This is a genomic window from Pectobacterium odoriferum, assembly GCF_009931295.1.
In the GTDB taxonomy this organism is placed as follows: domain Bacteria; phylum Pseudomonadota; class Gammaproteobacteria; order Enterobacterales; family Enterobacteriaceae; genus Pectobacterium; species Pectobacterium odoriferum.
On sequence record NZ_CP034938.1, the window covers coordinates 790,513 to 806,117 of the forward strand.

7 protein-coding genes are annotated in these 15,605 nt (G+C 56.1%); all 7 read left to right on the forward strand.

The window, feature by feature from the left end; genetic code table 11:
* Window positions 1-17 precede the first annotated feature (17 nt).
* Window positions 18-998, forward strand: coding sequence for a type II secretion system F family protein (locus EO763_RS03560; RefSeq protein WP_039470877.1), 981 nt, complete (start codon window positions 18-20; stop codon window positions 996-998).
* Between the two features lie 14 nt (window positions 999-1,012).
* Window positions 1,013-1,972 carry a type II secretion system F family protein gene (locus tag EO763_RS03565; protein WP_161528112.1) on the forward strand — a complete coding sequence of 320 codons (960 nt, stop codon included), beginning with the start codon at window positions 1,013-1,015 and terminating at the stop codon, window positions 1,970-1,972.
* A gap of 104 nt (window positions 1,973-2,076) precedes the next feature.
* On the forward strand, window positions 2,077-2,928 hold the full coding sequence (locus EO763_RS03570) for a tetratricopeptide repeat protein (protein WP_039507598.1): 852 nt from the start codon (window positions 2,077-2,079) through the stop codon (window positions 2,926-2,928).
* Window positions 2,928-3,500, forward strand: a complete 573-nt coding sequence (locus tag EO763_RS03575; protein WP_039507600.1) for a hypothetical protein — start codon at window positions 2,928-2,930, stop codon at window positions 3,498-3,500. The genes EO763_RS03570 and EO763_RS03575 overlap by 1 nt, the downstream gene beginning before the upstream one ends.
* Complete coding sequence (locus tag EO763_RS03580; RefSeq protein WP_161528113.1) at window positions 3,493-4,125, forward strand: TadE/TadG family type IV pilus assembly protein; 633 nt, start codon at window positions 3,493-3,495, stop codon at window positions 4,123-4,125. Before EO763_RS03575 ends, EO763_RS03580 begins: the two co-directional genes overlap by 8 nt.
* Window positions 4,126-4,306: 181 nt before the next feature.
* The gene (locus EO763_RS03585) at window positions 4,307-5,926 is read left to right on the forward strand and encodes a Tad domain-containing protein (protein WP_161528114.1); all 1,620 of its coding nucleotides are present in this window, start codon (window positions 4,307-4,309) and stop codon (window positions 5,924-5,926) included.
* A gap of 58 nt (window positions 5,927-5,984) precedes the next feature.
* Window positions 5,985-15,551 (forward strand): putative Ig domain-containing protein, encoded by a 9,567-nt coding sequence (locus EO763_RS03590; protein WP_161528115.1) that lies wholly within the window; start codon window positions 5,985-5,987, stop codon window positions 15,549-15,551.
* Window positions 15,552-15,605 lie beyond the last annotated feature (54 nt).

Below are 15,605 nucleotides of genomic sequence, written 5' to 3' on the forward strand. Positions count from 1 at the left end.
CGGGCTGAGGAGACGCGATGAGTGATTTACGCCTGAATCTGATTACGCTGCTGGTGTTTGGCAGCGTGCTGATGCTGCTGTTGGCGGTCAACGCCTGGAGAAAATCACGGCAGCAGCGCATGCAGCGTGAACAGCGCTGGCAGCAGATTTTGAACGAGGTCAGCCCATCGGCTGCCGCCGTGGCGTCTGATTCCATTCTGCGTGACGAGATCGCCACGCCGTTGATGGGTGTCCCGGTGATTGGGCGCTGGCTGGCGATCCTCTGGGCGCAGATGACGTTCATTGGCTGGAAAAAGAACTTGCTTCAGCGTTCCCTTTCGCTGGCGGCGGTGAGCCTGATTCTCGGCATGATTCTGGGGCAACGCACCCTGTTGCCGCTCACGATGGGGCTGATATTTACGCTGGTGTTGTTTATCAGTATCGGCATGTTGTTATTCCGTTCGACGCTGCAAAAACACCTGAAAGCGCTGCGTGAGAGCCTGCCGGAAGCCATTGATGCCATTACCCGCAGCTGTCGTGCTGGTGTGCCCGTGGCGAATACCTTCTCGATAGTCGCTGAGCACCTGACCGGGCCGCTGGCGAATGAATTCAAGACGATCGATCACTGGCTGCGGTTGGGGATTCCGCTGCGTCAGGTGATCCAGGCCTCGGCTACGCGGGTGCCGATGTCCGAATACCGCTTTTTCGTGGTGATTCTGATCATCAATCAGGAAGCGGGTGGGCGACTGGGGGAAACGCTGGAACGTCTGTCCGCTACGCTGCGTGAACGGCGGGAGCTGCAACTGAAAGTGCAATCCAAAACGTCGGAAGCGCGCGCGTCCGCCAAGATTGTCGCCGCGCTGTTCCCCGGCTGTCTGGCTTATCTGTACATGAAATCGCCGGAGGATTTCAGTTTCTTGTTCTCCGATCCGGTGGGAACGACGGTACTGATTTACGCCTTGTGCAGTGTCTCGGTCGGCATGTTGATCACGCACGTTATGGTTAAACGGATAGGGTAAAGGGAGAGCCATTCATGACGGTATTTGACGATCCCTTACTGCTGCTGGCGCTCGTGCTGATAGTGGCGGGGATTTACCTTGCACGTACACAGCATAAAGCGCAGCAATACAAGCAGTTGGAAATTCGCATGCGTGGGCATCTGCCCGTCACCTCTGTAGAGGCGGCCTCTCAGGAAAATATCCTGAGAGGCCAGGGAGCAACACTCTCTCCCCTGCTGGAAAAGCTGTTGCAGCCGATTGCCACGCAGGGCGAGCGTCTGTCGGGATCGGATCGCGATCGCCGCAATCTGCGCCGCCTGCTGGATCTGGCCGGAATCCGCCGCAGCGAAGCGGTAGGCTGGCTGGTCATGGGAAAATTTTCCGCAGGGGCGCTGTTCGCTATCGCGCTGGTGTGGGGATGGTTGCCACCTGCTGACCGTGCGGGGCTGACAGGCGTAGCCGCGGGGCTGATTGGCTTCTTTGTCGGTTCGATGGTGCCAGAGTGGTGGCTGAAATGGCGCGCGGCAAGCCGGGGTGAAAAGCTGGCGCGTGCGGTGCCGGATGCGCTGGATCTGATGGTGGTCTGCGCCGAAGCCGGTCTGCCTATCGGACGCGTGTTGCAGGTGGTATCGAAAGAGCTGGGGCTGTCTTCACCGGAAATGGCGGATGAACTGCACTACACCGCCGCCGAATTACAGATCCTGTCGGATCGTACGCTGGCGATGAAGCATCTGGCGGAGCGTACCCGCGTCAGCGAGATCGAAAGCATGGTAGCGACGCTGATTCAGGCGGAGCGCTACGGTACACCGCTGTCTCAGGCGCTGCGCACGATTGCGGATGAAAGCCGCAAGACGCTGATTCTGGGGCTGGAAGAGAAGGCGGGTAAATTGCCTGCGCAGCTGAGCGTGCCATTGATGGCGCTGATCCTGCCACCGATTATCGCCATTATGGCATCGCCTGCACTGGTGCGAGTGATCCGCCTGCTGGCGCAGTAGCTTGTTATTTTCAGGGCATTGATTTTAAAAGCATTGACTTTAAAAACATTGATTCCCGGTATCAGCCGGAAATCACCAAAGTTACAACCGATGGAGTTACGAAGATGGTCGATCTGGTAGCAAAACTTAAGCGCGGCGCGCCCATGCTGGCACTGCTGATTGTCAGTACCGTGCTGGCGGGATGCAGCAGCTCGATGGCGATTAAAGGCAGTAAAGATGAAGGCCTACGTTTGGCACGCTTGCTGCGCGATCAAGGGCGTGTTGAAGCCGCGACGGAAGTGTACGCGCGCCTCGACAGCCGCGATGCGCTGAAAGGCGCAGAGATGCTGGAGTATGCCAGCGTTGCGGCTCTGGCGCGTTCACCGCAGCAAACGCTGGAACTGTACGGACGAGCACGTCAGGCGCTGGGCGGCGATACCAATAAAATGACGCCGGAAGAAGCGCTGGCGGTGTGTCTGGGAATGGGCCGCTCGCAGCTGGCATTGGGACGTAATGCCATGGCGCAAACCGACTTTGCCTGTGCACTGAAAGCACAGCCGAACGATGCAGGCGCACTCAATGGCATGGGCGTGGTGATGGATGCTTCAGGCAAACACGCAGAAGCGCGTCAACTGTTTGAAAAAGCGTTACAGATAAACCCGGCAGATGTCGCGGCACTCAACAATCTGGCGCTCTCATGGCTGGCAAGTGGCAACGCAGACAAGGCGATTTCTCTGCTGCGTTCGGTGGATGAGAGTAATGCAACTGGCAGACTGAATCTGGCGCTGGCCTATCTCTCTGGCGGCAGAGACGACGACGCGCGTGCAGCGCTGGCGACCATTGCCCAGCCACAGCGTATCGATGGCCTGATCGACGAGCTGAATCAGCGTTTACAGCAGATGCAGCAGGATAAATCCCGCGGTGAAGCGCTGTTGTTATCCAGCCGTCAACGCCTGCAATTGAGTATGCCTGAGTAATGGCATGGCTTCGTAATCTCGGCCCGTGGCGTGATAAGGGCATAGTGCAAGGCAGAGTACAAAGCATCGTGCCGCGCCATGAACGCCACTGGCGCAGCACGCGCGGCGTGATTGCGACGGAAGTGGCGTTTCTGGTGCCGGTGGTGCTGGTCGGGGTGATGATGCTGTTTGAACTGGCGCGTATCGGGCTGGTGATCGCTGCCGGCAGCGCCGCGCTGGATAAAGCTGTGCAGGCTTTCCGCCTCGATAACCTCGCATCGGACAGCGCGGAGCAGATGGGAACCCGTCTAAAGGCGCGCATGGTTGAAGCGGGATACGGCTACCTCAAAGAAGACGATTTAACCGTCAGCGTGTTGCACTTCGACAACCTGAGCCAGCTTGGCGGGCTGACGAACGGAAATGGCAGTCAGGACAACCCCAATGGCGAGGAAACGACGACGCTGCCGGTGTGGTCCGTGACGGTGCAGATTAAAAAGGCGTTTATTACGCCGTTGCCGGAAGTATTAACGCTGGGGGACACCTTCCGCTATCAGTACAAACATGTGTTTGGGACGGAACTGCGCAATGACTGATCGGTTACTGAAAACCAGTCGTGTATCGAAAACCAGCCGTTTCCTGAGCGTGATACGCCACTTCTGGCTTTCTCACCGTGCCTCCACGGCGGTAGAAACGGCGTTAGCGTTCCCGATTGTGTTGGCGATTGGGTCGCTGTGCGCGGATATCTACACCGTCGGGCTTGAACGTACGCGCATGGAACAGCGTGCGGGCGCTATTTCGTCAATATTAGCGATGCAGCAGAAGCTGGATGAAAAGGGTCTACAAGGGCTACTCGATACGGTGCTGCCAACGGAAGGTGCAGGAAATTACCAACTGTTAATCAGCAACGTGCGTCAGACTGGTGAGCTGCACTGGCAGTTGAGCAGAGGCACGGCAGAGGCGCTGTGTACGGAAAGTGAAACGCTACCGGGTGAAGAATATCTTCCTGAACTGCCGGAAAGAGACCGCGAAGAGGGCAGCAAGAATATCTCCATGATCGTGGTTGAGATCTGCCGTCAGGGAAAGGATGTGGGTCTGCTGGGCGGCCTGTCGCTGGGCGGCCTGCTGCATGCATCGTCAGTCAATCGGGTCGCTATCGACGTGGTTGAGCTGGATGAGGTACTCAGAAAAGAGGCCGGTCTGGAAGAAGAAGAGCAATAACGACGGGCTTTATATAAGACACCGAAGCGGCAAATAGACCGCAAACGGCAGCGAGCTTCTCGTTACCGGAATAACGAAACGATTAAAAAATCTATAGGCATATGAGCAATGTCGTTTTTATTTTCCCGCTTTATGGGCGGGTTGAGTACGCGCTGAATCCAGGAATACAGGATAGGAAGGAATGAAAAAAACCTTACAGAACAGAAGAGTAAAAAAAGACGCTACCGGAATCACTCTGTTCTGGCGTGAACGCCTGTCTGCCTTTATTCAGGAGGAAAAAGGCGCGGGCACGGCATTCTATACGCTGGGTGCCATGGCGTTATTGGTGACGGCGGCTTTTATTGTCGATACCTCCACGGCAACCGGTGATGCAACGCAAATCAAACGTGCGACGGATGCCGCTGCGTTGGCCGTCGGGCATCAGGCGACCATTAATGGCGAAGAATACAGTCAGGAAGAGACCAATAAGCTGGCGTATGACTACGTCAAAAACAATCTGGGGATGAATAGTGCTCTGAGTGAAAAACTGGCAGCAGGTGACGTGTCCGTCACGGAAGGGCGCAACAGCGAGACGCGTAAAACTTATACCGTCACCGTCGCCTTCGAAACCAAGCCCAGTTTGCTGAGCCTCGGTGCGAGGAAACAAGAAGTGTACTCGACCTCCGAAGTCATTAACCGCCCGACCGAGATTGCCTTTGTCATGCCAGTGACGGGGGATATGAGTGAGGGGGATATCCGTTCGCTGAAAAGCGTTAGCCGCAGTTTCGTTGAGCGCATGCTGAGCAGCGCAGACGGCAAACGTGACAACCTGTGGCTATCGCTGGTGCCGTACAGCCAGTCGGTTAGCGTATACGATGCGGAAGATGCGAACCGCATTCGGCGCTGGTCGGCACCGGGTGCGTTGAACCCGCCAGAACTGCGTTCGCTGTTTGCCAGTGGCGTGGCCAGTAGCATGGCCGACCGCCGTTTCCCTGATCGTCGCGCCAACCTGCTGTGCATGTATCGTGGGCTGGGTCGGGAAGAAAACTTCTTCTGGGATGAACCGCCCGTCGGCCAATTCAAGGTCTATTACCGCCACGATTTGCCGCAAAACGGCAGCCCCGGCGCACCGCCCATCTCCTGGCGCGGCCCGAATCCCGATTTTGACGATAACAATGCGGTAGATACCCGCTGGATCGTGGCAGACAAAGGGTGCCCTAACGCCGCGCTGATGCCGCTGACCAATGAAGAAAGCAGGCTGAATCAGCGTATTGAACAGTTTTCTGCCCGTTTCAACACGAATTACGCCATTGCGATGTCATGGGCGGGCGCGGCGCTGTCACCCAACATGCGCGGTTCCGACGGCTGGGGCGATGCCACGCTGCCGCTAGATTTCAATCTGGACGGCAACGGTGACGGGCAAAAGGTGATCGTGATGATGGCTAACACGATTGGGAACTGGTTCGACACCGACAGCTACAACTTCAACCGCAATGCATTTAGTGGTCAAACCGGCACGGATCCCGCCCGTACCTTTGCTGCGCAGCGCTTCCGCGATCTGTGTTCCAGCTTCCGCGCGCGCAATATCAAATTTTATTTTGTCGGCATTCGTCCCGGCGACCCAGAGGATTTTGGCCGCAACCTGTTTGACGCCGAAGCGACGCCGGGCCTGCTGGTCTGCACCGAGGGTGAAAAACGCATGAGCTTTATCGATGGTGCAGGCTTTGGCGCAGAGGGCGTTGAGGATCAATTGATTCAACGGTTGAATCGTATTGCCGGCCAGATCGAAACCGAGGGCGGCTATGTTCGATTGGTTGAATGACCGCTGAATATAGCCAGGAATGACGCGATTTGCCCCTTTCATTACAGGACATGACACGATGACTTTTTCCCGCTCAAAATCTGGTTCAGGCTTAACGCGCGCACCGCGTCAGGCGTGGGTATTGGAACCGCGCATGATGTTTGATGCCGCCGCCGTGGTCACCGCGGTAGATGTGGCTGCGCACGTCGCAGCAACGGATACTGCGCCCGGCGTCGATGCCACGCCAGTTAAGGCGACGGTCACTATTACCGACAGCAGTGACAGCTTCCAACCGGTCGATCTGTTCAGCAACGTTAGCGTGTCGGCGGATAACGGCGGACAAGAGCTGAAAGATTTAGTGATCACCGTCAACCGCACGGGCGCGAATCAGGCATTAGTCATCGACGGTAAAAGTATTACGCTGGAATCAGGGAGTGGGACGACGCGCGCGGAAGGGGATGGCTTTTCATACCTCGTGGCAGTGAGCGGCGAAACCACGACGGTGACCGTTAATATCGACGGTTTCACCAATAACCTCGTGGATACAAGGGCGATGATTGACAGTATCGCCTACCAGCCGCTGGATAAAACCGTAGCCGGCGGTGACGTGGTGGTGACGCTGAAAAGCCTGAGCGATGAGGGTGGTGGTGATACCGATACTGCCGATCTGGATATTCACGCTACCGTTACTATCGACAGCTCCGTCAACGTTGCACCGGAACTGTTCGGGGGAACGTTACAGGAAGCGGAATCCTTTGCTGCCGGATCTCTGTCAGGCTCTACAGGGGTTGCCTATTCTGCGGATGGTAAATATGTTTATGCCGCGGGTTCAGCGAACACCCTTTCTGTCTTCTCGGCAGATGCGTTGGGTCGCCTGACGCCACAGCAGAGCGTGGTGGTTGAGAATCTGGGGACGGTAAATCATCTGGTCGTCAGTGCCGATGGCAAGTCGGTCTATACCCTTTCTGGTAACGGCAACCTGATGCAATTGAGTGTTAATAGCGAAGGTGTGTTGACGCATACGGCAACGGTCTCGGTTGGCTCGGGTGCAACAGGGGGGCTGGCGATATCGGACGATGGCGCTCAGGTTTATGTCGATGGCAGCAACGACTTTAGTCGAATCGCGTATGTCTATAGCCGCAGTGATGACGGTGCGCTGACACGCGTGCAAACCTTAGATTCACATCGTAACAGCATTATTGCCACGTCTGGCGACCATGTTTACATCGTTAACGCTGGTGCAAGATCCTTCGATCAGCATGAGCTGAAAGTCTATCAGCGTGCGGATACTGGCGTGTTAACGCTCATCGATAGCGTTTTGCTCAGTAACATGGGTTCTACTTCTATTGATTATGCAATTGCCGCGTCGAAAGATGGACAATTCGTGTATCTGGGCGATCCAACAACAAACACCCTTTCTATCTATCAGATTGACAGTAACGGCAAGCCGTCGCTGATTAACACGATATCTAGCGGTAGCGTAGGCAGTCTGGCGCTGGATACCGATAAAGCCCTGCTTTATGCGGTGACGATCGATGGCACGCTCAACACCTACGCCGTTGCGACCAATGGCAACCTGACGTTAACGGGAAGCGCGGCTGGTAGCACTAACGGTGGAGATATTGCTCTGTCCGCAGACGGCAACTCCATTGTGGCCTCCGGTAACGGTCTGAACCGTTATACGTCAATTCAGACGCAAATTCGTGGAACGGAGACGGCTATCACATCCGGACTGACCTTCTCTGACGCCAATTTCGACAGACTGTCGAGCGGCAGCGGTGATTACGGCACAGCGCAACTGGTGTTGTCTCGGGACGGTGCTGCATCAAGCGAGGACGTCTTTAGCTTCCAGAGTGAGAATAACCTGCGGCTGGATAATGGGCAGATTCTTCAGGGCGATCGCGCTGTTGCCACGTTCAGTCAGGCTGGCGGCGTGCTGACGATTGCCTTCCTGCCCGGCGTAAGCCGGAATGATGCCAATACGGTTCTCCGCCAAATCACTTATCAGAATACGGGAACGGTGGCTAACGGCACCGTGGTGAGGTTGGCGCTACAGGCCAATGACGGAAAAGTCGACAGCCAGCAAGTGAATCTGGATGTGTTGATCACCGCCAATACCGCACCAGTGCTGACAGCGACGGTTGCCCCGCTTCCGATCTATGACACTTCTGCCACGGCGGTTAACGTGTTTACGCAGTCACAGATTGCGACGGGTGAAGCTGGGCAAACCATCCTTGATATGACCCTGAATATCGGTGGATTGGCGCAGGCAGCGAACGAATTCCTGATTGTCGATGGCATGCGCGTGGATTTGACCCAGGCAGGAAACGGCGAGACGAGCAGCGGTTACACCTATACCTATACGCTAAATGACGGCAGCGGTACGCTGACGATCCACAGTAGCGCGGGTATGAACGCTAGTGCGGTGCAGGCGTTGGTGAACGGTATCGCCTATGTTAACGATACGCCAGAAGCGACCGTGGGCACTCGCACCGTCACGCTGGCAAGCCTGCGCGACAATGGTGGGGCGCAAGGTGAAGGTCGCGATACGGGGAATCCTGATATTACGGCGACCATCCAACTGGCGATTAACAATGCGCCAGTCATTCAGGCAGATATCGATATCGACCCTGCATTGTATTACGCAGATGGGATGCTCACAGGCTACAACAGCTCCGTCAGCAGCATTATGCTGTCCGACGACGGCCGCTCGCTGCTGGTCATCGGGACAACGTCAACCAACTACGGTGGTGATGCGCGGGTAAGCGTTTACCAGCGCGACCCTGATACGGGGAAACTCACGTTATCGCAGCGTCTCGCATCGGGTCAGGATGACGGCGATGCAAGCAACGGCCTGGAAATCAGCGGGCTGGTGGGACGCGCCGCGATTTTTTCTGCTGACGGTTCAACGGTGTATCTCAGTGCTGACTCGGCCGTGCTGGTATTCACGAAGGATGCCACGAACAATACGCTGAGCCTGAGCGAACGTATTGAAGGGCCATCCGGCAACGTATTGAAAATGGCTCGCTCCGACGATGGTAAGAGCCTGTATGTCTTAACGGTCAGTGGCCTGCACCACTATGCGATTGGCGATGATGGCGCGCTGAGCGCAGCCAACGTCTTCACTCAGGTTGATGGCACCACGCCGATTGGGATGGCGGTGAATGCGGATGGTACGGTGTATGTGCTGGGCAATGCTGGCCGAATCACGATTTATACCACGGATGCAAACGGTGGGCTGAACTACGCAGGCCAGTTAGTGCGTGGCAGCGATGGCGTTACGCTGACCTATACCGACAGCACGGGTGTGCAGAAAGCGGCAGGCACACTGGGGACCAGCAACGAGCTTAACCACGCCAATTCCTCATTTACCGTCACGGATGAGGGCTATCTCTACATTGTGACCAGCAATGTGGGCAATCGCCTGACAGTACTGCATTACGATATTGCCGAAAACACGGTCAGCCGCGTCGAAGCGTTAAATGTGACGAATCCGTGGGGCGTGACAGCCTCTTCGGACGGCAAAACGCTTTACGTCGGTAACAATCTCGGTGTAGTTGCCGTGTATGCGATTGGTGCCGATGGCACACTAGCCCAAACGGGTACGCTGGCGGTAGGACGACCGATTACCACGCTGACGTTCTCCGAAGACGGCAAGTCGCTTTATACCGGCGCACGCTTTTTCAATACCGGTGTGATGATGTCCAGCGCTGCGGCGCATGCGGACTATAGTCAGGCGGTGGCGATGCCGTTTACCACGAGCGTCACGCTGTCAGACCGAGAACTGGATGCAGCCGATGACTACAATGGCGCGACGATCGCGATTAGCCGTAATGGCGACGCATCGGCAAATGACCATTTTGCCTTCCAGAGCGGAGACGGCCTGACGCTGTCCGGTAGCGACATTCAGTATCAGGGCGCGACAATCGCCACTTTTAGCGTGAGCGAAGGCGAGGCGAAGATTGTCTTTACCGACAGCGTCACTAAAACGGTAGCCAATCAGGTTCTGCATCAGGTGACTTACCGTAATGATGGTGATGCGGCGGGGGCATCAATTCCACTGAATATCGTCTTTAGCGACGGCGGTAAGGAGACTAGTCTGCTATTGACGCTGGTGGAGAACAAAGCGCCGATCGTGGATAACGAGGGGTATGTCCCGCCGTCTGGCATGGCTGGGCAGCATTACGAACAAATGCTTCCTGACGATCTGTTCCGCGATCCTGAAAATGGTGCGCTGACGCTACAGGTCAATGGCCTTCCGGCTGGTTTAACCTTCGATTCAGACACACGCACGATTTCCGGTACGCCAGCACTCAATGGTGCGGGAAGCTTCTCTATTACCGTCGTGGCGACCGATGCATCGGGTGAACAGGCGGAGCAGACGATTACGCTGACTATTGTCTCCGATCCTACACAAATGCCGGCGCTCGGCGGTGAGTCCAGCTCTCTTCAGAATGACTATGCCCTTGATGGCTACGACTCCAATAATTATGTTGATGTGCTGACAGGCGTAAAAGACAGCCAATTGTCCGCGGATGGCAAAACGCTTTATGTCGTGAGCTCACCTGATAGTGGGTCAGCGGTACTGAGCGTCTTTGTGCGCAATGCGGAAGGGAAATTCACCCTGTCGCAAACCTTCTTCAACTACCGCTCCGTCTATAACAATGAGACAGAGCAAACCGATAACGTTGTGGACAATGCCGGATTGGCCGGTGCATCAGATGTGATTCTGTCTTCTGATGGACAGTACCTGTATGTGGTGGGTAGCGAAGGCAATGCAGTCACGATCTTCAGCGTTGGCAGCGACGGTGAACTGACGCAAGCCGGTATCCTTGATCAAACGTTGCTGGGCGATCATTCTCTGGACGTGCGCTCCCATATTGTTTCGCAAGGCGATTACCTCTATATAACGGCTGCTCAGTCCAACAGCGATACTGACGGCCGCAGCGTGCTGGTGTTTAAGCGCGGGGCGGACGGTACGCTAGCGGTGGTTTCTCAGGCCGATAATCTGATCGGTGCGAGTCGTCTTGTGCTGGATCCAACCGGGCGTTATTTGTTTGTTGCCGGCGCTGGGGATGCGGTCGGAGTCACCGCGTTCAGCATCGATGTGGAAGGCAAACTGAGCCAGCTTTCCCAGATTCGTGCTGAAGGTGACAACCTGTACTACATCCGTTCGCTGGCTCTTTCTCCTGACGGTAAAACCCTATATGCGATTAATTCCGATGGGGAAAATCACACGCTGAATACCATCACGGTGGGAGCTGATGGGGCGCTAACGCTTGCAGAAACAACGGCAATCACCGATGACGGTGGCGATTCCGGCGAGGCGTTAGCGACCGATCTGGTCGTTTCTGCCGATGGCACAGCCCTGTTCGTGATCGGGAAGAACATTTCTGTATTCTCCCGCGCGGACGATGGCAGCCTGACGCTGAAAGACACCCTTAGCGGTGGTTGGGATAGCCCGATTGGCATTTCTTTCTCCGATCTGCAAAAGGTGGAACTGAGTGCCGATGGCAAGCAGCTCTATCTGACTGGTGGCGATAAGGTCCATGTTCTGAATGTCGGCATCGCCGGTGCAAGCTATACCGAAGGTAACGATGCCACAGTGCTACTGCCGTCAGGTCGTCTGTCCGATCCGCAGCTCGATGCGTTAAATAACGGTGTGGGTGATTATAACGGTGCCAGTATCACCGTTGGTCGGGAAAATGGTGGGCTACCGGAAGATACCTTTGGTTTTAAGGCCGAAAACGGTTTAACGCTTGATGGCAACACTATCCTGAAAGGTGGCGTCGCGATCGCGACCTTTACGCAAGTGGATGGGGCGCTGACGATTAAATTTATCGCAGCGGTAACCAAAACCGATGCGCAGAATGTGCTGCGCCAAATTACTTACCAGAACACCAGTCAGGATCCTGAACAAGCAGGATCGTCGCCGACCTTCACTTTCAGTATTAATGACGGTGACAATAACACCGCTAACATGGATATCACCGTCAATCTCGTTGGCGTGAACGATCCGGCGATATTGAATACAACGGTGCTCAACCCACAGGTTCCGGGCAACGGTGAATTCGTTAAGCTGTTTAAAGATACCCAAATTGACACCATTGAGAGCGGACAAACCCTCTGGCAGGTCGTGTTAACGTTTGATGTCTCAGGGCCTAACGAAACGATTAGCGTGGATGGCAGCACGATTGTGCTCGAAAAATCCAATGGTGTTCCACGCACCGCCAGCGGCTTGCAATATTCTGTTGATGTGAAGGACGGTAAAGCGACGGTCCTCCTGTATGTCGGGAGAGACGCGAGTGGAACCGCAGAGATTATTGACAGCATCGGCTACAACTATCTGGGCAGCGCTCCCAGCGGTGAACGCCATGTCACCTTGATGATCAAGGAAAATGATTATAACGGCACCGCACCGGAAACCACGCTGGAACAGGCGATTACGCTGACGCTGGTGCCTGCGGCAGAAACCAATACCGCGCCGATTATCACGGTTCCGGGGACGACGCCGATGTATACCGAACGCGCTGACCCTATCGTGCTGGCACCGGACGCGACGGTGTCTGATGCACAGATGGACAAACTCAATGGTGGCAAGGGCAACTACGACGGCGCGACGCTGAAGATTACGCTGGGCGACGGTAAAACGGCGCTGGATAAGCTGGGCTTTAGTGCTGAAAAAAGTGCTGACAACGGCCTGACGTTATCCGGCAATACGCTTCAGAAAGACGGCGTCACTATTGCTCAGGTCAGTAATCAGGATGGCGTACTGACGATTCGCTTCAACGCGAATGCAGGCACAATCCCGACCACGGAAGACGTACAGAATACGCTGCGCCAGATTACCTACGCCAGCGACAGCCGTACGCCAGCCGCGCAGGTTGCGGTGACGGTGACGCTGTCCGATCGCTATCTGGACTCTCAAGTCACGGCCTTGTCGGTAGCGATTACCGCGATCAACGACACGCCTGTCGTGGCGAACGATCCGGTGCTTTCTGCCGATGAACTGCGTTTGGTGAATACCTACACCGCGATTAGCGGGCTGGGCACGTTGACGGCGGCCGCCCGTACGACCGATGGGCTGTCGCTGTATGTCAGCGATGATAAAGGCGCGATTGCTTTATTCCAGCGTGATGCGAACAGCGGCGAATTGACCTATGTGCGCACCTTCACGGCGGCAGAGGGCGTGACAGGAATAAGCCAGCTACAGGTTTCTGCCGATGGCAACAGCGTGTATGCGCTGCGTGCCGACGGCAATGCGATTGTCTGGTTTAGCCGGAATGGTGAAGGCAATCTGGAACATAAAGAAACCATCGTTGATGACTACGAGATACACAACAGCAACCTTTACGACATCAAAGGGGTCACCCTGTCTGATGATGGCAAGACGTTGTATGTCATCAACAACTACAACCTTCTCTGGTTTACCCGCGATTCAGCGACAGGCAAGCTTGCTTATGCTGGGCTTATCGAAGGCGGTATGTGGAGTGAACCTTACCTGTGGCAATCCAGCGAAATAGTCAGCCGTGGCAATCTGGTATTTGTTACTACGAATGCTAATGATGGTTCATCGCTGATTGTGTATACGCGTGGCGATAGCGGTGAGCCGACGCTATTGGGATATGTGCGCCAGTTTACGGATGCGCAAGGAAATTCGGTGACGTTATCTGGGCTGGAGCAACTCACGGTCAGCGCCGATGGCCGCAGCATCTTTGTCGCCAGTGCAGGGCAGATCGATGCCTTCTCGCTGGACACCGCTACGGGAACCTTTACGCACCTTGCTCGCGTTGCGGCAGAAGGCACGGTGAACCATATCGCCCTTGCTGCGGATACGCGGGTGCTGTACGTCACGCAAAGCGACGGAGCGCTCACTCGCTATGTATTGAACGGCGAGACGCTGACAAAACTCGATACGCTGAAAAACGCTGGTACAGGCTTCACTCATCTGCTGCCGATTGACGGTGGTCTGATTACGCTCGGCAACGGCGTGTCGGTGCTGGATGAGGCTTCTCGCCTGCCGGTTTATCGCGTTGATGGCCCGGCGGTGATCGTCGCGCCTTCTATCGTTCTCAGTGATGCAGAACTGGATGCACTGAACGGCGGGGCGGGAAATTATCAGGGTGCCTCCATCACGCTACAGCGCGGTGAAACGGCCTCAACAAGCGATCGCTTCGATTTTACTGCGGGTAACGGTTTCACCTTGGCGAATGGCGTCATTAGCAAAGACGGGCAAGCGGTAGCCACCTTCGCGCAGGCGGACGGCAAGCTAACCGTGATCTTCACTGCTGCCCTTTCTCGTGCGGATACGACGGTGCTGGCACGCCAGATTAGCTGGGCGACGAGCGCACCGCTGACGGGGAGCGCGACATCGCTGACGCTGGTGCTTAATGACGGCACAGCCGATTCCGCTCCGCAGGTGCTCGACGTTACGCTGTCGAGAGAGGTGAACCTGCCGCCAGTTGGTCATGCAGAGCAGTTCACGCCGCCAGCGGCACAGGCCGGCACCCGCTGGTCTTATACCTTACCGAGTACGCTATTTACCGATCCTGAAAATAATGCGCTGACGTTTACCGTTGATGATGCGCAACTGCCAGAAGGCGTGCGTTTTGATAGTGCAACACGGACGCTCAGCGGCACGCCGTCAGCGGCTGGTGTGTTCAACCTGACGATTACCGCCAGAGACAGCGCGGGTAACACGACGGCGCTGAATGTGGTGCTGACGATCAATGCTGCCTCGACGCCAGTCGATCCCGGTACACCAACAGAGCCAGTGAACCCTGATAACACCGCGACAGCGGCACCAGTGATTCTGGTGCAGAGGGGCGTAAGCCTGCCTGTTGATTCGGGTGACAGAGAACGCGAACAGCCGCTGGGGGCGATTGTCGCCGATCTGTCTCGCCCGGAAGCACAACCGCGACCAAGCAACATCGTCACTGAACCTGTACGCCAGCGTGATGCCGATACGTCACGCCAGTCGGATGCCCCTTGGGTGCTCGATCCCGTCATGTCATCGCTGATGCCGACGCTGGAGCAGGTCAACTTCTCTTCACGCGCTGAGGCGTCTATTCGCGATAACGCCGCGCTGCGTTCGGCTGATTCCAACCTGTTCCTGAGCGTGCGCGGTCAGACAACGTCGCTGGAATCGGCTTTCAGCAGCGTGCAGGGCGCGTTACAGCCGGATGCCTCCGGCACACTCGCCTTTAGCTTGCCGCAGCGCATGTTCAGCGTGCGTGAAGGTAATGCCACGCTGACGCTGCAACTGGCGAACGGGCGTCCGCTGCCTGCGTGGGTGCAGTTCGATGCCCGCAACGGCGTGGTGCGCATTACCGATGCCAGTGCGGTGCAGGTTAATCAGATCCAACTGGCGCTGAAAGCGCAGGCCGCAGACGGCACCAGCCGAATCGTACCGATTACGCTGCAAACCGGACAGGGCGATGGCGCAGAGATGACAACTGACCGTGGCGCGATGCAATTACCTGCACACTCTGTTGTTCCCACTGCCGCAGACCCGGCTGAAAACCGGGATGCAGAACGGTTAGCGCCAGCGGGGAAAACCGCCTTTACCGAACAACTGCGCCAGCATCAACCAGAACAGGATGCGCTGCTGGCGGCGCTCAGTGAGCTGAGCAGTCTGCGTACATAGCACACGTAGGCTGAATATTAAGACGAGATTTTATTTACTTATACCCTAAATAAT